Origin of the sequence: uncultured Croceicoccus sp., from assembly GCF_947496385.1 — a bacterium.
Classification (GTDB): domain Bacteria; phylum Pseudomonadota; class Alphaproteobacteria; order Sphingomonadales; family Sphingomonadaceae; genus Croceicoccus.
The window spans coordinates 383,558-404,329 of sequence record NZ_CANMCP010000002.1 but is presented as its reverse complement, the minus strand read 5'-3'; the positions used below and the strand labels follow the sequence as shown (position 1 = coordinate 404,329).

Below are 20,772 nucleotides of genomic sequence, written 5' to 3'. Positions count from 1 at the left end.
ATCGTGCGGCAATGATCGCAGCCCGCCTCGTTCAGCAAGCCCGTTCAGGATCTGCGCGAAGGTGTCCGCGGGAAGAAGCACCGGTGTAGCCCGTTTGTCGGGTCAAATCGCAAAGCCGAACCCCGTTCTTGGGCGACCATTGCATTCGTCAATAAACACGGGCGCATAATTCCTCATTTCGAGCCCATGTTTGTATGCCCATCCGCGGCCTCAATCGCTATGGGCTCAGCGATGACGATGACGCAGGAGAGTGGCGAACGTTCCGGCGGCGTGTTTGCGCCGATCAAGCCGTTTGGCGCATTGCTGGCGGCCATGGTGACGCTTGCGATCGGCACGTCGATTGGCAAATCGCTGTTTCCGCATGTCGGCGCGGCGGGGACGGTGGCCTATCGGGTCGGGTTTTCGGCGTTGTTTCTGCTGGCAATCTGGCGGCCGTGGCGGCGGCGATACAGTGCGGCGGAGTGGCGGCTCTTTGCCGCGTTCGGGGCTTCGCTGGGCCTGATGAACCTGTGCTTTTACCTGTCGCTGCGGACGGTTCCACTCGGCATCGCGATCGCGACGGAGTTCATGGGGCCGCTCGGCGTTGCATTGTGGAGCACGCGCCGCCCACGCGATCTTGCCTGGCTCGCCCTGACGCTTGTGGGTCTCGCGCTTTTGCTGCCGATCGAGGAAACCGGATCGCGGCTCGATCCGGCGGGCATGGCATTCGCCGCGTCGGCGGGAGTGTTCTGGGCGCTCTATATCGTGCTCGGCGGAAAGCTCGCGCATCAGCATGCCGGGCATAGCATCGCGATCGCCATGGGCGTCGCGGCCGTAATCGTGGTGCCGGTCGGTGTGTTCAGCGCGAACGCCGCACTGCTCGACCCGCGATTCATCGCGACCGGCATGGTCGTGGCGGCGGTGTCGAGCGCGATCCCCTACTCGCTGGAGATGGTGGCGCTTAAACATATTCCCGCGCGCGTTTTCGGCACGTTGACCAGCGTGGAACCGGCCATGGGCGCGGTCGCGGGCTTTCTCTTCCTGCACGAACTGCTTTCGCCGCGTCAGGGCATCGCCATCGTCTGCGTCATCCTCGCCTCGGCCGGGACGGCGATGACCGCGCGCCGGGAGGCCGATCCGGTGCTCAACGAATTGCCGCCTGCCTGATTCCCGCTCAAGCGCCATGACGCGCGCGACGCGTCACGCGCCCGCTGGCGTTCCCGTATCCTGCGTTTCGGGCAGGGGGAGCGGCGTCGCGGCGCAAATGGTCCGAAGCGCGGATTTCAACCCTTCCTCGATCGTCGGGTGATAGAAGGGCAGTTCCAGCATCTCGCTCGCAGTGACGCGCCGTTCGATGGCCCAGGCAATCGCATGCGCCAGATGGTCGCCCGCCGGAGCGACGAGATCGGCCCCGATCAGCCGGCCCTCGGGTGCGGCGGCGTAGAGGGTGAGCACGCCTTCGTTGCGCCCCTCGACCCGTGCGCGCCCCTGGTCCGAATAATCGGCAGTGCCGCTCACTGCGCTTTCGTCCTCCGCGACGCCGATGCTGGCCACGGGCGGGTCGGTGAAGATCATGGTGAACTTCACATGGCGGTCGATGGAGATGGGCGCGGGCAGGGCGGCGGCATTGCGCCCGGCGATCCGGCCATCGTGCGACGCTTCGTGCAGCACGGGAACATCGGCGGCGACATCGCCGGCCATGAAGATCGCGCTCGTCCCGCATCGCATGGTTTCGCGGTCGTGGCACGGTACGCCATCATCGTCGCATTCGAGGCCGGCATTCCCGATGTCGAGCCCGTCGAGCAGCGGCGGACGGCCCAGCGCGGCGAGCAGCATGTCGAATTCCGCCTCGCCGGTATTGTCGTCGCTGCTCCATTTCACGCGCACGAAATCGCCATCCCGCGACGGTTCGACATCGACGCCGAGGTGGACGGTCATGTCGCTCTCGATGATGCCGCGCAAGGCATCGTGCACCTTGTCGCAGCGCAGGTTCGCCATGCGATCCGCCCGGTCGAAAAGGCACACCTCGGTCCCGAGCCGTGCGAAAGCCTGCGCCATTTCGAGCCCGATCGAACCCGATCCGACCACGGCGAGCCGCCGGGGCAGGTCATCGAGTTCGAACATGTTCTCATTGGTGAGCAGCAAGTCGCCGAGCGCGGCGAAGGGCGGCGGCACGACCGCCTTCGACCCCGTGGCGATGACGATGGCCTTCGCCTCCACAAAGCGGCCATCGGACAGGGCGAGGCGGTTTTCGCTCTCGAACCGGGCGCGGGCCTGCACCCTGATCTCATCGGGCAGATCCATGATGGATTCGCGGGTCAGGCGGACGAAACGGTCGCGTTCGGACCGGACCCGTTCCATCACCGCGGGACCGTCGACGCGCATCGCGCTGACCTCGATCCCGAACAGGCCGGCCTTGCCGATGCGATGCGCTTCCTTCGCCGCGGCGAGCAGAAGCTTGGACGGCATGCAGCCTGTGTTTGCGCATAGCGTGCCCCGGAATTCCGGGTCGATCAGCAAGGTCGTCGCGCCGCTGTCACGGGCGGCGCGCTCGGCGGCGAGCCCGGCCGTGCCCGCGCCGATCACCGCCACGTCGCAGCTTAGCGTCTCGCTCATTTGCCTTTCGCGATCCGGATCGACTTCACATTGACGAATTCCTTGATCCCCTCCGGACCGTGTTCACGTCCGTAGCCCGAATTCTTCACCCCGCCGAACGGCATGTTGGGCGATGCGATGTCGAACGTGTTGATGCACACCATGCCGGTGTCGAAATGCTTCGCCGCCAGTTCGCGCGCGCGGTCGGTATCGCGGCTGAAGATCCCGCCGCCCAGGCCATAGCGGCTGTCATTGGCGATGCGCATCGCGTCCTCGTCGTCCTTCGCCTTGATGATGGAGGCGACCGGCCCGAACAGCTCGTCGTCATAGGCTGGCTGCCCCGGCGCCACATCGGCGAGCACGGTGGCCGGATAGAACCAGCCCTCCCGGTCCGGAACCGTGCCGCCGGTCACGAGGCGGGCGCCTTTCGCGACGCTCTGCGTGACCTGCTCGTGCAGTCCGTCGCGCTGCGATTTCGACACCATGGGGCCGAGCTTCGTGTCCTTTTCGGTCGGATCGCCAAGTTCGATGCCGGCGAACTGCTTGCCATATGCGTCGACGAATGCGTCGTAATTCTTCTCGGTCACGATGAACCGCTTTGCATTCACGCAGGTCTGGCCATTGTTGTAGATCCGGCCCGCGATGCAGGTTTTCACCGCAAGGTCGAGATCGGCATCGTCGAGCACGATATACGCATCGTTGGAGCCGAGTTCGAGCACCGTCTTCTTGACCGCCTCGCCGGCTTTCTTCGCGATGTGGCGCCCGGCCTTGTCGCTTCCGGTCATGGTCACGCCGCGCACCAGATCGTGGGCGATGAGCGTGTCGGACTGGTCATGGGTGATGCGCAGCACGCCGAAAAGTCCCTTGGGCAGGCCGGCCTTTTCGTAAAGCCGCCCGAGATATTCGCCGCTCCCCGTGCAGTTTTCGGCGTGCTTGAGAAGGACGCCATTGCCGGCCATCAGGCTCGAAATCGAATAGCGCACGGCCTGATACGCGGGGAAGTTCCAGGGCTGAATCCCGTAGACCACGCCGATCGGCGCATGCGTCACGATGGCGGTCGCGCCCCTGGCCTCGCGCTCCTCGTCGGCGAGGATGTCGGGGCCATGCTTTGCGGTATAGTCGCAGATCGCGGCGCAAAGCTCGATCTCGTCACGGCTGTCGCCGATCAGCTTGCCGACCTCGCGCGTCATCAATTGCGCGAACTCTTCCTTGTTGTCGCGCAGCGCCTTGCCGATGGCGGCAATGACGCTCGCGCGATTCTCAAGGCTTTTCAAACGCCAGTCGAGGAACGCCTTGTGGCTGTCCTCGACGACGCGGGCGGCGTCCTCATCGCTCATGTAGGAATAGGTCTCGATGACCTCCTGGGTGAGCGGGTTGATGGTGGTGAAGGTCTGGTCGGACATGAATGAAATCCTTGAATCGTGTGATGTTCGGTGTGGTCTTGCGGGCTCAGCCGTAGGTGCCGCGATGTTTGGAGAGCGCTTTTTCCGTATCGGCGAGCGCGCCGAGAATTTCGTCGCGCCAGCCGCCGTGCGGGAGCTGGCGAACCGCCGAATGGGCGGCGCAGACGGTCGGCGTGTCGGCCCATCTTTCGGCCAGGTCGCGCGCCCATGTGGCAAAGGCGTCCGCGGCACCGGCCCGTTTTTCGAGCGCGCTCTGCACGGTGGGATGAAACTTGAGCCGGGATTGCGGGACCACCGACTTCAACACGCCCGGCGCCGCGAGCACGTTGATCGTATCGTCGACATGGACGATCCGGCTCTCCCGATGTCGCACCAGCACGGACGCCGCATGCACGCGCTCGTTATCAGGCACGAGTTCGAGCCCGGCCGGCACGGAGAATTCCAGCTCCTCGGCAAATTCGGCCTGCGTCGCCGCATCCTCGATCAGCGCGTCGTCCCATGGCAGGGACGGTGCCTTTTCGCGGTGGCGCTTCGTGCCGAGCAGGCGCGCATCCGGCGCGATCCGATGCGCGAATTCACAGTGGAGCGTGTGAAACGGATGCACGTTGAGGATCGCGTCAATCTTCGCGCCATTGTCGGTCAGGCCGAGCAGCGCGCCGCGGTCCTCCCCCTCCACGCCATAGCTGTCGATGAGCAAGTAGCGCCCGTTCGCCCGGCGGATGAGCGACATCTGCGTACCCACGTCGATCAGCCCGCCAATGCGGAACTTGCCACGGAAATTGATGAAGTCGGTCGCGAGCTGTTGCATGATCGCCGGGTGTCCTTTGCCGGACGGGCGCCCGGCTGGATGCGTGGAGAATGTGATGCAGGAATGAGCCAGCGCGCCGATTGTTCCATTGCGCGGGATTACATTGTGCACAATATGATTTTGTGTGCAGTGAATTGATGGCTGTTGCTATGCTGTGCCGGCGATGATCGACAGCTTCATTCCAGACCGCATCGGCCACAGCGCCGCATGACCGGGCCAGACGCCACCGCCCCGCCGTCCGCCGGGCCGCGCGATCCGCTGCTGCTCGATTCGCAGCTGTGCTTCAAATTCTATGCCGCCAGCAATCTGGTGAACCGGCTCTATGCGCCGGTGCTCTCACAGCTCGGTCTCACCTATCCGCAATATCTGGCGATGCTGGTCCTGTGGGAGTGCGACGATCAGACGGTCGGCGCGCTCGCCGCGCGGCTGTATCTCGACAGCGGGACGATCACCCCGTTGATGAAGCGGCTTGAGAATGCGGGCCTCGTCAAGCGCATGCGCGATCCCGCGGACGAGCGGCGCGTGCGTATCCGACTGACACAGGCGGGACGCGACCTGCGGGAGGCGGCGCGCAAGGTTCCCACCATCATGCTCGCCGGGCAGGACGAGGCGCGGGTCGACGCCTTGCGCGAAACGCTGGGCGAGATGGTCGATACGCTCGCCGCGATGCAGGCCGCGCGCTGAGGGCGGGGCGCCGTGTCGTCGCCCTGCCGTTCGGTAATCAGAAACGAAGCCCCATTCCCGCACTCAGCACCCACGGATCGAGCCTGTGCTCTGTCCGGATGGCGAGCGTGTCGCCGGCATGCCAGCGTGCCGTGGTGTCGATGAAATAGCGTTTCGCATCGAGGCTCACTATCAGCCCGGCGTCATTGACCGGCACGTCGATGCCTGCCTGAAGCGCGAAACCCAGCTCGTCCGAAAGATCGAAATCCGTCACGCCGAGCGGAATTGTCGCGGCGCCGGGCTTCTCGTCGATAAAGATGAAATAGGCCGGTCCCGCGCCGACATAGGGTTTCGCCCCGCCCAGATCGACGTGATATTTCGCCGTCACCGTCGCGGGCACCAGCTTTGCATCCGCCACGAGTTCCGCGCCGGGAAGCCCGGTCGTGCCATCGACATCGTGCTGCGTGAGGCAACAGATCGTCTCGATCGAAAATGCGTTCGTGACGAAATATTCGATGGCGAGGGTCGGCACGACATTGTCGTTCGCCTTCGTCTGCGTCCCTGCGGGCAGGCCGACGATGTCCGTGTCGACATCGGTGATGGCCCCATCCGGCAGGACAGCGGTGATAAATCCGCGGACCTGAACCGATCCGGCGCGGTCGGGCGTGCGCGTCTGGGCGAGGGCGGGGGTGGCGGCGGCGAGCGGCATGGCAAGCGCGGCAAGCGCCGCGATACCGCGCGCGATCGGGCCGTGCGCGACAGGAGGTTTCATCGATCATATCCCGGCAGGGCGGCGGCCGCCCGGTGCGGCCAAGGGTTTTCGCGCTGCCATCGCCGGACTGCACCCGCGCCGCGCCGCCTGCATTGATCCACGTCAATGCCGCGTGCGCCGTGCGCGGCCCGCCATGTTTTACCGCAATTTGCGATGGATCAATGAACGCCTGCCGCGCCGGCCGTAGCGAGCCCGGCGAAACCAATGGAGATTGCGATGCAAGCGGAAGCTGCACTCGGCCGGGCGATATTATGGTTCGCGATATTGCTGATGTCGATCATCGTGGCGGCGACCGCGGCCGACCACGGATTTGCCGTGCAGGCGGGGATCGTCGCGCTTGTCGCTCTCGTGCTGATGATGATGAGCGCGACGCGTTTCGACCCGGTGGGCCGGGCACGCGGGTTTTTCCGCATGCCGGAGGGGGCGTCGCGCTATGACGACGATGTGATCCGCTGGGGCGTGATCGCGACGATGTTCTGGGGGATCGTCGGGTTTCTGGTGGGCGTGTTCATCGCGGCGCAGCTGGCCTTTCCGCAGCTCAATTTCGAGCCGTACCTGAATTTCGGGCGGGTGCGTCCGCTCCATACCTCCGCCGTGATCTTCGCCTTTGGCGGCAATGCGCTCATCGCGACGAGCTTTTACGTGGTGCAGCGGACCTGCCGCGCGCAGCTTGCGTTCCCCGCGCTCGCCCGGTTCGTGTTCTGGGGCTACCAGATGTTCATCGTGCTCGCGGCGAGCGGCTATCTGCTCGGCATCACGCAGTCGAAGGAATATGCCGAGCCGGAATGGTATGTCGATATTTGGCTCACCATCGTGTGGATCGCCTATGGGGCGGTGTTCATCGGCACGCTGGTGCGGCGGCACGAACCGCATATCTATGTCGCGAACTGGTTCTATCTCGCCTTCATCGTCACGATCGCGATGCTGCATGTCGTCAACAATCTGGCCGTCCCGGTGAGTTTCATGGGCTCGCGCAGCTACAGCGCCTTTGCCGGGGTACAGGATGCGCTGACGCAGTGGTGGTACGGGCACAATGCGGTCGGGTTCTTCCTGACGGCGGGCTTCCTCGCGATGATGTATTACTTCGTGCCGAAGCAGGCGGAACGCCCGGTCTATTCCTATCGCCTGTCGATCATCCATTTCTGGTCGCTGATCTTCCTCTACATCTGGGCCGGCCCGCATCACCTGCATTACACCGCGCTGCCCGACTGGGCGCAGACGCTCGGCATGGTGTTTTCGGTCATGCTGTGGATGCCGAGCTGGGGCGGCATGATCAACGGTCTGATGACGCTCAACGGCGCGTGGGACAAGGTCCGGACCGACCCGATCATCCGCATGATGGTCATGGCGCTCGCCTTTTACGGGATGAGCACGTTCGAAGGGCCGATGCTGTCGATCAAGAGCGTCAATTCGCTCTCCCACTATACCGACTGGACCATCGGGCACGTGCATTCGGGCGCGCTGGGGTGGAACGGGATGATCACTTTCGCCTGCGTCTATTACCTCGTGCCCCGGCTGTGGAGGCGGGAGCGCATGTTCTCGCTGCGCATGATCAACTGGCATTTCTGGCTCGCGACCGTCGGTATCGTTTTCTACGCGGCGAGCATGTGGGTCGCCGGCATCACGCAGGGGCTGATGTGGCGCGAATACGGGGCCGACGGCTATCTGGTGAACAATTTCGTCGACACCGTCGCCGCGCTCCACCCGATGTATGTGATGCGTGCGTTCGGCGGGCTGCTCTACCTTTCGGGCGGGGCGATCATGGCCTGGAACGTGTGGATGACGATGGCGGGCCGCCTGCGCGATGAAAAGCCGATGCGCGATGCCGCCTACGACCCCGCCGCCGACCGGCCTCTCCCCGCCGAACCGGCTGAATAGGAAGCCTGCACGTCATGTCTATTTCCGACCCTGAACCCGACAACCTGCCCCTGTCGCAGGAACCGCCCGACGTGGAGGCGACCGTGCGCGGTCACAAGCGGCTGGAGCGCAACATCACCCTGCTCGCCATCGCGACCTTCGTGACGGTGGCGATCGGCGGGCTGGTGGAGATCGCGCCGCTGTTCTGGATCGACAACACGATCGAGCAGGTGGAGGGGATGCGCCCCTACACCCCGCTCGAACAGGCGGGGCGCGACATCTACATCCGCGAGGGCTGCTATGCCTGCCACAGCCAGATGATCCGCCCGTTCCGCGACGAGGTGGAACGTTACGGCCATTACAGCCTCGCCGCCGAAAGCATGTACGATCATCCCTTCCAATGGGGGTCGAAGCGGACCGGCCCGGACCTTGCCCGCGTCGGCGGCCGCTATTCCGACGAATGGCATGTGCAGCATCTGACCGATCCGCAGAGCGTCGTGCCGCAAAGCGTGATGCCGCAATATGGTTTCCTCGGCGAGACCACGCTCGACATCGCGGATGCGGGCGCGATGCTGACCGCGCTGCGCCGGGTGGGCGTGCCCTATTCCGATCGTGACATCGCGCGCGCGGACGAGGATCTCATCGTGCAGGCGAACCCGGAGGCGGGCGACGCGGCCGACCTGCTCGCCCGCTATCCCAAGGCGCAGATCCGCGATTTCGATGGCGATCCCGCCCGCGTGACCGAAATGGACGCGCTGCTCGCCTATCTGCAGATGCTGGGCACGCTGGTCGATCTCGACAGCGCCGCCGCGCAGGAAGAACTGGCGCAGGAGAAGGGGCGATGAGCGTTTACGAAACGCTGCGTCATTTCGCCGACAGCCACGCGCTGATCGCGATGTTCGGCGTGTTCGCGATATTGTGCGCATGGCCGTTCCGCCCCGGCGCGCGGGCGCACAACCGAACCGCCGCCCATTCCATCTTCAAGGACGAAAACGATGGCGAATAGCCGCATCGACCCGGCCACCGGCACCGAAACGGTCGGCCACGAATGGGACGGGATCGAGGAACTCGACACGCCAATGCCGCGCTGGTGGCTATGGACCTTCTATCTCACCATCGTGTTCGCGATCGGCTATGTCATCGCCTATCCCGCATGGCCGATGGTCGACCGCGCCACGAAAGGCGTGCTGAACTGGTCGAGCAGGGGCGATCTGGCCAGGGACATGGACGCCGCCGAACAGGCGCGCACCGGCGTGCACGAGGCGCTTTCCCGCGTGCCGGTCGAACGCCTGCCGGACGATAGCGCGCTGCTTGCGCAGGCGGTCGCGGGCGGGCGCGCCGCGTTCCAGGTGCATTGCACGCAATGTCACGGTTCGGGTGGCGCGGGGAGCCAGCGGCTCGGCTACCCCAATCTCAACGACGATGACTGGCTTTGGGGCGGCGATCTGCGTGCGATCGAATTCACGCTGGTGAACGGCATTCGCGCACCGGGTCACGACGATACGCGGCAAAGCCAGATGCCGCCCTTCGAAGGGGTGTTCGACCCTGTGCAGATGGAAGCCTTGATCGACCATGTCCTCGCGCTCAGCGGGAAGGCGGAGAACAACCGGCAGGGCGCGCAGATCTTTGCCGACAATTGCGCCGCCTGCCATGGCGAGGCGGGCGGGGGGAGCCGCGCACTCGGCGCGCCCCGGCTCAATGACGCGATCTGGCTGCGCGGCTCCACGCGCGAGGATATCCGGCGGCAGATCCTGAACCCGCGGATGGGCGTGATGCCAGCGTGGGAGAACAGGCTGGACCCGGCGACGATCCGCATGCTGGCCGCCTATGTCCATTCGCTCGGCGGGGGTGAGGATTTCATTGCGAAGGCCGACGATCCGGCGGTCGAGGTCGATGACCGCCCCTGATCCCGCCGACCCTGCGCCCGGCGCGCGTGGCCAGCCCGACCAGCAGGTCAGCAGCGCGGTCGCCGATCCGGCGGCTGCGACCCGGCGCCACGACCCGCACGAGCCGGAACCTGTGCATCTGCCCCAAAGCCTGGTCGAAAAACGGGCGGCGGTGCATAACAAGCGCATCGACGGACGGTTTCGCCGCTTCAAATGGGCGGTGATGCTGCTCACGCTCGGCATTTATTATGGGGCGCCGTGGCTACGCTGGAACCGGGGGCCGTATGCGCCGGACCAGGCCGTGCTGGTCGATGTGGCAAACCGGCGCTTCTACATGTTCGGGATCGAGATCTGGCCGCACGAATTCTATTTCGTGGCGGGGCTGCTGGTGATGGCGGGGCTGGGGCTTTTCCTCGTGACCTCGGCGGTGGGGCGCGCATGGTGCGGCTATGCCTGTCCGCAGACGGTGTGGACCGATCTGTTTCAGCATGTCGACCGCTTCGTCGACGGCGATCGCAATGCGCGCATACGGCTCGACGCGGCGCCGTGGACGTGGGGAAAGGTCACGCGCCGGGCCTTCAAATGGACGATCTATCTCGCCATCGGTTTTGCCACCGGCGGGGCATGGGTGCTTTATTTCGCGGATGCGCCGACCCTCTGGCGCGATTTTTTTGCGGGCGAGGCGGCGCCCATCGCCTATGTCACCGTGGCGATCCTGACATTGATGACCGTGACGCTGGGCGGGTTCATGCGCGAACAGGTGTGCATCTACATGTGCCCCTGGCCGCGGATACAGACCGCCATGCTCGACGAGAAATCCTTGATCGTGACCTACAAGGACTGGCGCGGCGAACCGCGCGGCAGCGTGAAGAAGGCGGAGAAGGATCCTGCCCATTTCGGCGATTGCATCGACTGCCGCCAATGCGTCGCGGTGTGCCCCACCGGCATCGACATCCGCGAAGGGCCGCAGATCGGCTGCATCACCTGCGCGCTGTGCATCGATGCGTGCGACAGGGTGATGGCCGATGTGGGCCGCCCGCGCGGATTGATCGATTATGCCACGCTCGAGGATTGCGAGGCGGAGGCCCGCGGCGAAGCACCTCGTGCCCCGTGGCGCACGATCCTGCGTCCGCGGACCATCGCCTATGGGCTGATCTGGGGCGCGGTGGGGCTTTCGCTGCTGTTCGCGCTGGGCGTGCGCAGCCATGTCGGGCTGACCGTGTCGCCGGACCGCAATCCGCCTTTCATGGTGATGAGCGACGGGGGCTTGCGCAATTCCTACACGCTGAAACTGCGCAATATGGAGAGCCGGCCGCGCGGCTTTCGTATCACCGTCGACGGTTTGCCCGGCGCCGTGCTGTGGTCCGATACCGTCGGCAGGGCCGATGCCGCCGCGGCGCAGACCGTCACCGTACCCGCCGATCAGACGCGGACCGTGCGCGCCTATGTCGCCGTCCCGCCCGGTACGACGGCGCAAGATTTCGCCTTTCGCCTGACCTCTCTCGACCCGCAGCACGAAACGGCACGGGCCCGAACCCATTTCTCCGCGCCTGCAGGAAACAGCCCATGACACGCGAATTCACCGGACGGCACATGAGCGTGATCCTGATCGCGGGGTTCGGCATCGTCATGGCCGTGAATTTCACGATGGCGACGCTGGCCATGCGCGGTTTTGGCGGGGTGGTCGTCGATAATTCCTATGTCGCGAGCCAGAAATTCAACGGCTGGCTCGAAACCGCGCGGGCGCAGGATGCGCTGAGCTGGGAGGTCGCGGTGGTGCGTGCGGGCGATGGCCGGATGGTGGTGACCACGGCGGGCGTTCCCGCCGGCGCACGCGTGTCCGCCGCCTTGCGCCGCCCGCTCGGCGATCCGGCGGCATTCGATATCGCCTTTGCCGGGGCCGGGCCGGGGGCGTTCGTGTCGACACGCCCGGTGCCGCCGGGACGCTGGATCGCGCGCGTGTCCGTTTTCGCCGGGGGTGAGGAATGGACGCGGGAAATGCGGTTCGAATGAACGCGCCTGCCGTCCTTTCGCCGCGTCCGATGGCGGGGCCTGCGCCTTCGCCTGTCGCCGATACCCGGCTGACCGTTCCGGGAATGCGTTGCGCCGGGTGCATTGCGAAGATCGAACGCGGGCTCGTCGCGCTCGACGGGGTGGGGGAGGCACGGGTCAATCTCTCGGCGCGGCGCGTCGCCGTGCGGCACGACGATACGCTCGACCCCGCGCGCCTGATCGCCGCGCTGCGCGATCTCGGGTTCGAGGCGCAGGTTGTGGGCGACACCGGCGTTTGCGCGGACAGGACGCGCGGCGGTGCGGATGGAGAGATGCGCCGCCTGCTCCGCGCGCTCGCGGTGGCGGGGTTCGGCATGATGAATGTCATGCTGCTCTCGATCAGCGTGTGGTCCGGCGCCGACGGGGCGACGCGCGATGTGTTTCACTGGCTGTCGGCGATGATTGCGCTTCCGGTGCTCGCCTATTCGGGGCGGGTGTTCTTTGCCTCCGCGGCGGGGGCGTTGCGGCGGGGGCGGACCAACATGGATGTTCCGATTTCGATCGGGATCGTCCTTGCCGCGGCACTCAGCCTTTATGAAACGGCGACGGGCGGGGCCCATGCCTATTTCGACGGCGTGGTGATGCTGCTGTTCTTCCTGCTCGCGGGGCGGGCGCTCGACGAGGGGATGCGTGGGCGCACGCGGGCGGGGATCGGCGCGCTGCTCAGCCGGATGGGGCGCGATGCCGGGGTGATACAGGCCGATGGCTCGGTACGCCGGATGAAGGCGGGCGAGCTGGAACCGGGCATGGTCATGCTGGTCGCGGCGGGGGAGGCGCTGGCCGCCGACGGCGTCGTGGAAGGCGGGTCGGCCATGCTCGACAATGCGATGCTGACGGGGGAAAGCGCGCCCGAACATGCCGCGCCGGGCGCCAGGGTTCATGCAGGGGCCATCAACATGCATGCCCCGATCCGGGTCCGCATCACCGGGACCGGCGACGATACCGCCATCGCCGAAATCGCCCGCTTGATGGACGAGGCAGGCCAGTCGCGCAGCCGCTACGTCCGGATCAGCGAGCGAGCCGCCCGCATCTACGCCCCGGCGGTGCACACGCTTGCCGCGCTGGCGTTTGCGGGGTGGATGATCGCCGGGGCGGGGTGGCATCAATCGCTCACCATCGCGATCGCCGTGCTCATCATCACCTGCCCGTGCGCGATCGGGCTGGCGGTGCCGGCGGCGCAGGTGGTGACGACGGGCGCGCTGATCCGGCGGGGTCTGCTCATAAAGGATGGCAGCGCGCTCGAACGGCTGGCCGAAATCGACATGGTTTTCCTCGACAAGACGGGCACGCTGACGCTCGGCGAATTGCGGGCGGATATCGCGGGGCTCGACGGGGATGCCGGCGCAATTGCGCTCGCGCTCGCACAGGCGAGCCGCCATCCGCTCAGCATCGGGCTGGCCCGGGCGCTGACCGCCGCGGGGGTCGTGCCGGCCGCGGTTGGCGCCATCGTGGAGCGCGAGGGGGTGGGCGTGACGGGGCGGCACGATGGCGTGTTCGTGGCGCTGGAACGTCCCTCTACGGACGGCTGCGACGGACCATGCGTGCAACTGCGCATCGGCGCGGACACCCATGCGATCCGTTTTTCGGACAGGCCGCGCGGCGATGTGGAGGCCACGCTGGATGCCCTGCGCGCGATGAAGCTTGAGCCGCGCATTCTTTCGGGCGACAGCCGCGCGGCGGTCGACGCGATGGCGCAGACGCTGCGCATTCCGGGTGAGGGCGGGGCAGATCCGGCGCACAAGCTCGCCATTCTCAACGATGCGAAGGCGCAGGGGCGTCGCCCGCTCATGGTGGGGGACGGGTTGAACGATGGCCCGGCGCTGGCCGCGGCGCATGCGGCCATCGCACCCGGCACGGCCAGCGACGCGAGCCAGCAGGCCGCCGATGCGGTGTTTACGGGTGAGCGGCTTTTTCCCGTGGCGCTCGCCATCGCCGCGGCGCGGCGCACGATGCGGATCGTGCGGCAAAATCTCGCGCTTGCCGTCTGTTACAACGTGGCGGCGGTGCCCCTGGCGCTGATGGGGCGGGTCACGCCGCTCGTCGCCGCGATCGCCATGTCGACAAGCTCGCTCATCGTGGTGGCAAATGCGCTGCGGCTGGCGCGCGTGCCGCGCTTGCCGGGCGGGGCGGCGACATGAGCGTGCTGGCCTTTCTCATCCCCGTCGCGCTCGGCATGGGCGGTGCGGGGCTCGTGCTGTTCTTCTGGGCGATGCGCGATGGGCAGTTCGACGATCTCGACGGGGCGGCGCATCGCATCCTCATCGATGACGAGGACGATGTGGCATGATGACGGGCCTGTCTGCGCTGCCTGCCCTTATCGCGTTTGCCGCGCTGTTCCCGCTTGCCGCCGGGCCGGGGCCGGATCCGTCGGCGGGGCGGACATTGCACCTCACGGTGTGTTCCGGGGCGGCGGGGCGCACGGTCGATATTCCCGTTCGCCAGCGCGATCCGGCCGCGCCGCCGCGCTGTCCGCCCAAGCCGTGCCATGCCGCATTCAACCGCCGCAAATTTGACCCATCGCAATGACGCCCGCCGCCGCCCATGCCAAACATGCGGCATGTGGCCCTATCATCCCGACCTGCTCCGCGTGCCCGTGCCGCGCTACACCAGCTTTCCCACCGCCGCCGAATTCGGCCCCATCGACGAGCGCGACTATCGCAATGCGCTGGAAAACGTTTCGGGCGATGTTTCGCTCTACGTCCATATCCCGTTTTGCGAGAAGATCTGTTTCTACTGCGGCTGTAACACCGGGGCGGCGGGCCGGCGGCAGCGGTTGACGGCGTATCTCGACGCGCTGCACCGCGAAATCATGGCAGTGTCCGCGCTTCTGCCCACGGGCACGCGGGTGACGCGGCTGTCGTTCGGCGGGGGCAGCCCCAATGCGATCGCGCCGACCGATTTCATCCGGCTGGTCGATCTGCTCACCGTGCGGTTCGGGCTCGTCGATCCGGTCTGTTCGATCGAGCTCGACCCGCGCACGATGTCCCCGCAATGGGCACAGGCCATCGCCCGCGTGGGCATCGCCCGCGCCAGCCTCGGCGTGCAGACCTTCGCCGCGCATTGCCAGCAGCGTATCGGCCGGGTGCAGAGCGAGGACATGATCGTCGCGACCACCGACAGCCTGCGCGAAGCGGGCGTCACGTCGCTCAATTTCGATCTCATGTACGGATTGCCCGGACAGACGCGCGACGATCTTCTCGACAGCCTGCATCGCACGCGCGTGCTCCATGCGGACCGGGTGGCGCTCTTCGGCTATGCCCATGTGCCGCATATCGTGCCGCGGCAGCGCGTGATCGACACCGCCGCCATGCCGGATCAGGCGGAACGGTTCGCCATGGCACAGCTGGGCTTCGACTATCTCGTGACGCACGGCTATGCGCCGGTGGGTTTCGACCATTTTGCGCTGGCGGGGCGCGATCCGCTGGCCCGCGCGGCGCTCGCCGGGACGCTGCACCGCAATTTTCAGGGGTTCACCGATGACGACGCGCCCAATCTGATCGGCCTCGGCGCCTCCGCGATCAGCGCGTTTCCCCATCTCCTCGTCCAGAACGAGAAGAATGGCGGGCGCTACCGCATGCGCGTCGATGCCGGTGGCCTCGCACCGGAACGTGGCGCCCATCGCGACGCAGAGGACCGGTCACGCGGCGCCATCATCGAGGGGTTGCTGTGCCAGGGACGTGCGCCATTGCCGCCCCGCATCCGTGCGCGGAGCGAGGCGCGGCTGGCGCCCTTCGTCGCGCGCGGGCTTGTCGAGATGGTGGGCGACACGCTGGTCATCGCGCCGGGCGGGCTGCCCTATGCCCGGACGGTGGCGGCGATTTTCGACCCCTATCGCGAAGGGTCGGCCCGGCGGTTCAGTTCCGCCGTGTAATCGCGCGTCCTCCGGCGCTGTCCCTGCGCCCCGAAACAATTTGTTACATTGCCCCGAAGGAGCGGCAACAAAGCTTGCCGTATAAGCCACGCTGACTTGGTCCGTTCCGGGCCTTTATGACGTGTCATGATTTCGTGCCCTCCGCCGCACCGGCGGTCGGCGCGCGAAAGGGGTTTCGTGAGTAGCAAGAACGGTCTGTTTTCGACGATAGGGAAGGACCTGCCGGCATCGATCGTGGTGGCGCTCGTTGCGCTTCCGCTGTGTCTGGGCATTGCGCTGGCATCGGGTGCACCGCTGTTTTCCGGGCTTATCGCGGGCATTGTCGGCGGCATCGTCGTCGGCATCCTGTCGAAATCGCAATTGTCGGTAAGCGGGCCCGCCGCGGGTCTGACCGTCATCGTGCTGGGTGCGATCGAATCGCTGCCGAGCTGGGAGATTTTCCTGCTCGCCGTGCTGCTTTCGGGCGTGATTCAGGCCGGGCTGTTCTTTACCCGGTCGGGCACATTGTCGGAATTCGTGCCCAACTCGGTCATCACCGGCATGCTGGCGGCGATCGGCCTCATCCTGATCCTGAAACAGATCCCCTATGCCGTGGGATATGAAGGCGATTTCGAAGGAAGCCTGAGCTTTCTTCAGCCGGACGGGCTGAACACGCTGTCGGCGCTGTTCTATTCCGTGTGGGACTTTTTCCTCGTCGGGCCGATGATCATCGCGATCGTTTCGCTGATCTTCCTGTTCTGGTGGGATGCCAAGCGGCCGAGCGAAGGGCCGTTACGCCTGCTTCCGGGTCCGCTTGTCGTCGTTATTTTTGGCGTGGTGGCCAATGCGATATTCATGGCGGTGGTCCCGGCATGGGCGATTGGCGGCGACCATCTGGTGCAGGTGCCGGTGGCCGAAACGCTGATCGGTTTCACGCAGCAGTTCTCCACCCCGGATTTCAGCGCCATCGGCATGGCGGACGTGTGGGTCGTGGCCTTTACCCTCGCCATCGTGGCCAGCCTGGAATCGCTGCTCTGCGTGAAGGCGGTGGACGAGATCGACCCCCAACGCCGTACGACGGACAAGAATTACGAACTGCTCGCACAGGGTGGCGGCAATATCGTGTCGGGCTTCATCGGCGGTCTGCCGCTGACCTCGGTCATCGTGCGAAGCTCGGCCAATGTGTCGGCCGGCGCCATGACGAAGATGTCGGCGATCCTGCACGGCTTCTGGCTGTTGCTCAGCGTGCTGCTCATCCCCGCGGTGCTGAACCTCATCCCGCTGGCCGCGCTCGCCGCGATCCTGATCCAGGTGGGGTACAAGCTCAACAATCCCGCGCTTTACAAGCAGCGGTGGAAGCAGGGCTGGCACCAGTTCGTGCCGTTCGTCGCGACCGTGGCGGCGATCCTGCTGACCGATCTTCTGACCGGGATCATCATCGGGCTTGCCATCGGCTTCGTGTTCGTCGTGGCGCGTAATTTCCGCACCGCCATCACCAAGACCAACGACGGCGACCTCTATCTCGTCAGCGCGCGCCGCAGCCTGTATTTCATTCACAAGTATGAATTGCAGAAATCGCTGTCGGAAATTCCGGACAATGCGATCGTGGTCATCAATCTCAACCGGGCCGATTTCGTCGATCCCGACAATATCGAGATCATCAACAGTTTCGTGAAAAATGCCCGGTTCCGCGACATCGACGTCAGCGTGCGCCACGATTCCGATCATCTGGCGAATAGCGGACTCGAAGCGCCGCTCAGGAAGGTAAACTACGCATGAGGACGTTTGAGGAACTGCTCCTGTCGAACAAGGGCTGGGCGCGCGAAATGCAGGAGCGCAAGGCCGATTTCTTCACCGAGCAGACGCGCGGTCAGAACCCGGAGATCCTTTGGATCGGTTGTTCCGACAGCCGCGTGAGCCCGGATCAGATCACGCAGACCCGGCCCGGCGAATTGTTCATTCACCGCAATATCGCCAATCTGGTGCACGAGGATGACGACAATCTCGCCTCGGTCGTGCAATTCGCGGTCGAAACGCTCCGCGTGCGGCACGTGGTGGTGTGCGGCCATTACGGGTGCGGCGGGATCGAGGCCGCGCTCGAGGGGAACACCGAGGGGCCGATCGACAAATGGCTCGAAAACGCGCGCCAGGTCGAGCGTGACCATGCCGAGGAGCTCAAGCATCAGACCGACCATCGCAAGCGGGTGAACCGTCTGGTCGAACTGAACGTGCGGGACCAGCTCGTTCGCCTGTCCAGGTTCGGGCCGATCCGCGCGGCGCATGAACGCGGCGACGAGCTGTGGCTGCACGGCATGGTCTATGACCTGCGTGACGGGCTGATCTCGGAATTGCTGACCATCGGCGGTGATGACGCGGCGGCGCCCCCGCCGGTGCCGCAGACCGTCCTCGCGTCCTGATCCGCCGATTTCCCTTTGGCATCTTTTCACGACCCCGCCGCTCCCAACGGCGGGGTCTTTGCCATGCGCAGCCCTTTGCCCCCGTCGCGACTTGCTAGGCTCCTCTTTACGGGATGTTATCCGGTTCGTGCGATTTTGCGTGCGAAGCTGACCGAAAAGGGCGTCCTTTGAATTATTTATCTCACTACGATGGCGGTGCCCCGATGGCGGGCCGATGCGCATTGGAAGCCCGGGTATGAACCAGCCCGTCGATCCCCGCGCGTTCCGGCAGGGGGGGAATGCGCCCGCCGCCTGCGAAGGATGCCGCACCGCCAAGCCGCTTCCCATGGCGATCACCATGGCGTTTCAGCCGATCGTGAATATCCAGACCGGCCGAATGTTCGCGTACGAGGCGCTCGTGCGCGGGGTGGCCGGCGAATCGGCGGGCGCGATCCTTTCGCAGGTCGAGCCGGACATGATCTATCGCTTCGACCAGACCTGCCGGGTGAAGGCGATCGAGCTTGCGGGCGGGTTGTTTCCCCGCGACGATGGCACACGCCTTTCCATCAATTTCATGCCAAACGCGGTTTACGAGCCGGAGGCCTGCATTCGCGCCTCGCTCGCCGCATCGGCGCGGGTCGGTTTTTCGCCGCAGCGTCTGATGTTCGAATTTACCGAGAACGAGCGCATGACCGACACCGGCCATGTGCGCAACATCATCTCGTCCTACAAGGCGCATGGTTTTACCACCGCGATAGACGATTTCGGATCGGGTTATTCCGGGCTCAACCTGCTGGCGGAACTGACGCCGGACCTGGTGAAGCTGGACATGGATCTGCTGCGCGGGATCGACGAATCCTACGCGCGGCAGCGGATCGTGGCGAATATCGTCAACCTGTGCCGCGAACTGGGCATCGAATGCATTGCCGAGGGGATCGAGACGCCCGGCGAACTCAATGCCGCCCGCGACCTTGGCATCGAGCTCGTGCAGGGCTATCTCATCGCTGCGCCGCAAACCGAGCGTCTGCCCGAAGTCGCGGTGTAAACGGACGCACCCGCGACCCATGCAGCGCGATCAGGCGCGCAGTTCACCTTCCGCCTCGGCGATGTAGTCGCGCGTGAGCGGGAGCGCGCGGCGGTCGCGGCAATACTGTATCTGGTAATTGCACATGCCGCCGTTTTCGAAACTGGACACCGCGCCGGCGAGGTAGAACGTCCACATGCGGAAGAAGCGCGCATCGTACATCGCCTCGATCGCCTCGCGGTGGGCCATGCACCTGTCGTACCATGCGCGAAGGGTTCGCGCGTAATGGAGGCGCAACATTTCGACGTCGCTGGCGATGAGACGGAATTTCTCGCTCGCCGCGACGGTTTCGGACAGGGCGGGAATATATCCGCCGGGGAAGATATATTTGCGGGTGAAGGCATCGGTCGTGCCCGGCCCGCCGATCCGCCCGATCGTGTGCAGCAGCATGACGCCGTCATCGTTCAGCAGATTGGCGCAGTTCTCGAAGAATGTCTCGAATTGCGGACGGCCGACATGTTCGAACATGCCCACCGAAACGATCCGGTCGAAACGGGTGCCGCGCGCCGGAAGATCGCGATAATCGACCAGTTCGAACGTCACCCTGTCGGCGACGCCCGCATCGGCCGCGCGTTCGCGGGCAAGCTCGATCTGCTCGCGCGAAAGGGTGATGCCGTGCACGCGCACGTCGAAATGCCGGGCAAGATAGATCGCCATCCCGCCCCAGCCGCACCCGATGTCGAGCACCGTCTGCCCATCGCAAAGCCGCAGCTTGGCCGCGATATGCGCAAGCTTCGCCTCCTGCGCCTGTTCCAGCGTGTCGACGCCGTCGGGCCAGTAGGCGCACGAATATTGCATGTGGTCGGCATCCAGCATCAGCCGGTAGAGCGCATTGCCGATGTCGTAATGATGCGCGACGTTGCGCTGCGACCCGATGCGATTGTTGACGGCTTCGCGCGCGAAGGCGACCCGGTTGCCCAGCCGGCGGAGCAGGGCCGGCTGCCCGATCGAGCCGCCGCGATCCCACGGGCTGTTCGACCGGAGCAGTTCGACCAGTTCCATGATCCCGCCCTGTTCGATGACGAGCCGCCCGTCCATGAAGGTTTCCGCCGCGCCCAGCCGGGGGTCGAGCACGATGTCGCGCGGCACGCTTGCATCGGTAAAGCGGATCCGGACATCGGGAAACCCGTCCTGCTGCCGGCCATAGAATGCGGGCGACCCATCGGCGAAGGTCACGCCGAGCGTGCCCTTCTTGATGATGCGGCCGAGATAGCGGTGGATCAGTCTGTCGCTCATGACCTGCGACATATTTCACCGCGCCCGCCATTTCCAGACCCATTTGTGAGCATGTGTTACACGCTTGCGCCGCCTCTTTGCGGAGGGATTGCAATGTGCCATATCGGTCCGGGTCCGGGCGGTTCGCATCCCGGCAGAAGGCTTTGCGACGGATGCCGGGGGGCGCCGCGTGCGGCCGGTCGGACCGTCGT

At 65.5% G+C, this 20,772-nt stretch carries 20 protein-coding genes; 15 read left to right on the top strand and 5 right to left on the bottom strand.

The annotated features are described in order from the left end of the window. Positions 1-231: 231 nt before the first annotated feature. Positions 232-1,146 carry a DMT family transporter gene (locus Q0897_RS05795; protein ID WP_299308143.1) on the top strand — a complete coding sequence of 305 codons (915 nt, stop codon included), beginning with the start codon at positions 232-234 and terminating at the stop codon, positions 1,144-1,146. Positions 1,147-1,179: 33 nt separating this feature from the next. Here the strand turns inward: Q0897_RS05795 and Q0897_RS05790 are convergent, their stop codons facing one another. Genes Q0897_RS05790 through Q0897_RS05780 form a run of 3 tightly spaced genes read right to left on the bottom strand, consistent with a single transcriptional unit; the run spans position 1,180 to position 4,785 of the window. Then, positions 1,180-2,595, bottom strand: coding sequence for a dihydrolipoyl dehydrogenase (locus Q0897_RS05790; protein WP_299308142.1), 1,416 nt, complete (start codon positions 2,593-2,595; stop codon positions 1,180-1,182). Next, complete coding sequence (locus Q0897_RS05785; RefSeq protein ID WP_299308141.1) at positions 2,592-3,977, bottom strand: NAD-dependent succinate-semialdehyde dehydrogenase; 1,386 nt, start codon at positions 3,975-3,977, stop codon at positions 2,592-2,594. The genes Q0897_RS05790 and Q0897_RS05785 overlap by 4 nt, the downstream gene beginning before the upstream one ends. Positions 3,978-4,023: 46 nt before the next feature. Beyond that, complete coding sequence (locus Q0897_RS05780; RefSeq protein ID WP_299308139.1) at positions 4,024-4,785, bottom strand: hypothetical protein; 762 nt, start codon at positions 4,783-4,785, stop codon at positions 4,024-4,026. Positions 4,786-4,992: 207 nt separating this feature from the next. On the opposite strand from Q0897_RS05780, the gene Q0897_RS05775 reads away from it, so the two are divergent. Next, on the top strand, positions 4,993-5,469 hold the full coding sequence (locus tag Q0897_RS05775) for a MarR family winged helix-turn-helix transcriptional regulator (RefSeq protein WP_299308138.1): 477 nt from the start codon (positions 4,993-4,995) through the stop codon (positions 5,467-5,469). 37 nt (positions 5,470-5,506) lie between these two features. On the opposite strand, the gene Q0897_RS05770 is transcribed toward Q0897_RS05775, so the two are convergent. Next, on the bottom strand, positions 5,507-6,157 hold the full coding sequence (locus Q0897_RS05770) for an OmpW family outer membrane protein (RefSeq protein WP_299308180.1): 651 nt from the start codon (positions 6,155-6,157) through the stop codon (positions 5,507-5,509). A 279-nt stretch (positions 6,158-6,436) separates the two neighbouring features. Here Q0897_RS05770 and ccoN point away from each other — a divergent pair, with 279 nt between their 5' ends. The 13 genes from ccoN (at position 6,437) to Q0897_RS05705 (ending at position 19,306) form a co-directional block, all read left to right on the top strand. Further along, on the top strand, positions 6,437-8,098 hold the full coding sequence (ccoN, locus tag Q0897_RS05765) for a cytochrome-c oxidase, cbb3-type subunit I (protein WP_299308137.1): 1,662 nt from the start codon (positions 6,437-6,439) through the stop codon (positions 8,096-8,098). 14 nt (positions 8,099-8,112) lie between these two features. Then, complete coding sequence (gene ccoO, locus Q0897_RS05760) at positions 8,113-8,922, top strand: cytochrome-c oxidase, cbb3-type subunit II (RefSeq protein WP_299308135.1); 810 nt, start codon at positions 8,113-8,115, stop codon at positions 8,920-8,922. Beyond that, positions 8,919-9,083: a cbb3-type cytochrome c oxidase subunit 3 gene (locus Q0897_RS05755; protein ID WP_299308134.1), complete on the top strand. Its 165-nt coding sequence runs from the start codon at positions 8,919-8,921 to the stop codon at positions 9,081-9,083. The genes ccoO and Q0897_RS05755 overlap by 4 nt, the downstream gene beginning before the upstream one ends. Next, positions 9,073-9,984, top strand: a complete 912-nt coding sequence (gene ccoP / locus Q0897_RS05750) for a cytochrome-c oxidase, cbb3-type subunit III (RefSeq protein WP_299308133.1) — start codon at positions 9,073-9,075, stop codon at positions 9,982-9,984. The genes Q0897_RS05755 and ccoP overlap by 11 nt, the downstream gene beginning before the upstream one ends. After that, positions 9,971-11,533 (top strand): cytochrome c oxidase accessory protein CcoG, encoded by a 1,563-nt coding sequence (ccoG, locus tag Q0897_RS05745; protein WP_299308132.1) that lies wholly within the window; start codon positions 9,971-9,973, stop codon positions 11,531-11,533. Before ccoP ends, ccoG begins: the two co-directional genes overlap by 14 nt. Next, a complete protein-coding gene (locus Q0897_RS05740) occupies positions 11,530-11,976 on the top strand; it encodes a FixH family protein (RefSeq protein ID WP_299308130.1) in 447 nt (148 codons plus the stop codon). Before ccoG ends, Q0897_RS05740 begins: the two co-directional genes overlap by 4 nt. A 29-nt stretch (positions 11,977-12,005) precedes the next feature. Continuing rightward, a complete protein-coding gene (locus Q0897_RS05735) occupies positions 12,006-14,153 on the top strand; it encodes a heavy metal translocating P-type ATPase (RefSeq protein ID WP_299308179.1) in 2,148 nt (715 codons plus the stop codon). Then, positions 14,150-14,302, top strand: coding sequence for a cbb3-type cytochrome oxidase assembly protein CcoS (gene ccoS, locus Q0897_RS05730; RefSeq protein ID WP_299308129.1), 153 nt, complete (start codon positions 14,150-14,152; stop codon positions 14,300-14,302). Before Q0897_RS05735 ends, ccoS begins: the two co-directional genes overlap by 4 nt. Continuing rightward, a complete protein-coding gene (locus tag Q0897_RS05725) occupies positions 14,299-14,541 on the top strand; it encodes a hypothetical protein (protein WP_299308128.1) in 243 nt (80 codons plus the stop codon). Before ccoS ends, Q0897_RS05725 begins: the two co-directional genes overlap by 4 nt. Before the next feature lie 31 nt (positions 14,542-14,572). Continuing rightward, complete coding sequence (locus tag Q0897_RS05720; protein WP_299308127.1) at positions 14,573-15,886, top strand: radical SAM protein; 1,314 nt, start codon at positions 14,573-14,575, stop codon at positions 15,884-15,886. Positions 15,887-16,063: 177 nt separating this feature from the next. Beyond that, entirely contained in the window at positions 16,064-17,644 is a 1,581-nt protein-coding gene (locus tag Q0897_RS05715) for a SulP family inorganic anion transporter (RefSeq protein ID WP_299308126.1), read from the top strand. Continuing rightward, positions 17,641-18,282, top strand: coding sequence for a carbonic anhydrase (locus Q0897_RS05710; RefSeq protein ID WP_299308124.1), 642 nt, complete (start codon positions 17,641-17,643; stop codon positions 18,280-18,282). Before Q0897_RS05715 ends, Q0897_RS05710 begins: the two co-directional genes overlap by 4 nt. Before the next feature lie 235 nt (positions 18,283-18,517). Then, entirely contained in the window at positions 18,518-19,306 is a 789-nt protein-coding gene (locus Q0897_RS05705; RefSeq protein WP_366519903.1) for an EAL domain-containing protein, read from the top strand. Between the two features lie 30 nt (positions 19,307-19,336). On the opposite strand, the gene Q0897_RS05700 is transcribed toward Q0897_RS05705, so the two are convergent. Next, entirely contained in the window at positions 19,337-20,581 is a 1,245-nt protein-coding gene (locus tag Q0897_RS05700; RefSeq protein ID WP_299308123.1) for a cyclopropane-fatty-acyl-phospholipid synthase family protein, read from the bottom strand. Between the last annotated feature and the right edge of the window lie 191 nt (positions 20,582-20,772).

Excerpts from the sequence above, each read along its gene's own strand:
- Q0897_RS05790 (WP_299308142.1), bottom strand. The coding sequence starts at position 2,595 with ATGAGCGAGACGCTAAGCTGCGACGTGGCGGTGATCGGCGCGGGCACG.
- Q0897_RS05780 (WP_299308139.1), bottom strand. The coding sequence starts at position 4,785 with ATGCAACAGCTCGCGACCGACTTCATCAATTTCCGTGGCAAGTTCCGC.
- Q0897_RS05755 (WP_299308134.1), top strand. The coding sequence starts at position 8,919 with ATGAGCGTTTACGAAACGCTGCGTCATTTCGCCGACAGCCACGCGCTG.
- Q0897_RS05725 (WP_299308128.1), top strand. The coding sequence starts at position 14,299 with ATGATGACGGGCCTGTCTGCGCTGCCTGCCCTTATCGCGTTTGCCGCG.
- Q0897_RS05720 (WP_299308127.1), top strand. The coding sequence starts at position 14,573 with ATGTGGCCCTATCATCCCGACCTGCTCCGCGTGCCCGTGCCGCGCTAC.
- Q0897_RS05700 (WP_299308123.1), bottom strand. The coding sequence starts at position 20,581 with ATGAGCGACAGACTGATCCACCGCTATCTCGGCCGCATCATCAAGAAG.
- Q0897_RS05785 (WP_299308141.1), bottom strand. The coding sequence starts at position 3,977 with ATGTCCGACCAGACCTTCACCACCATCAACCCGCTCACCCAGGAGGTC.
- Q0897_RS05710 (WP_299308124.1), top strand. The coding sequence starts at position 17,641 with ATGAGGACGTTTGAGGAACTGCTCCTGTCGAACAAGGGCTGGGCGCGC.
- ccoP (WP_299308133.1), top strand. The coding sequence starts at position 9,073 with ATGGCGAATAGCCGCATCGACCCGGCCACCGGCACCGAAACGGTCGGC.
- ccoS (WP_299308129.1), top strand. The coding sequence starts at position 14,150 with ATGAGCGTGCTGGCCTTTCTCATCCCCGTCGCGCTCGGCATGGGCGGT.
- ccoN (WP_299308137.1), top strand. The coding sequence starts at position 6,437 with ATGCAAGCGGAAGCTGCACTCGGCCGGGCGATATTATGGTTCGCGATA.
- Q0897_RS05735 (WP_299308179.1), top strand. The coding sequence starts at position 12,006 with ATGGCGGGGCCTGCGCCTTCGCCTGTCGCCGATACCCGGCTGACCGTT.
- Q0897_RS05770 (WP_299308180.1), bottom strand. The coding sequence starts at position 6,157 with ATGCCGCTCGCCGCCGCCACCCCCGCCCTCGCCCAGACGCGCACGCCC.
- Q0897_RS05740 (WP_299308130.1), top strand. The coding sequence starts at position 11,530 with ATGACACGCGAATTCACCGGACGGCACATGAGCGTGATCCTGATCGCG.
- ccoO (WP_299308135.1), top strand. The coding sequence starts at position 8,113 with ATGTCTATTTCCGACCCTGAACCCGACAACCTGCCCCTGTCGCAGGAA.
- Q0897_RS05775 (WP_299308138.1), top strand. The coding sequence starts at position 4,993 with ATGACCGGGCCAGACGCCACCGCCCCGCCGTCCGCCGGGCCGCGCGAT.
- ccoG (WP_299308132.1), top strand. The coding sequence starts at position 9,971 with ATGACCGCCCCTGATCCCGCCGACCCTGCGCCCGGCGCGCGTGGCCAG.
- Q0897_RS05705 (WP_366519903.1), top strand. The coding sequence starts at position 18,518 with ATGAACCAGCCCGTCGATCCCCGCGCGTTCCGGCAGGGGGGGAATGCG.
- Q0897_RS05795 (WP_299308143.1), top strand. The coding sequence starts at position 232 with ATGACGATGACGCAGGAGAGTGGCGAACGTTCCGGCGGCGTGTTTGCG.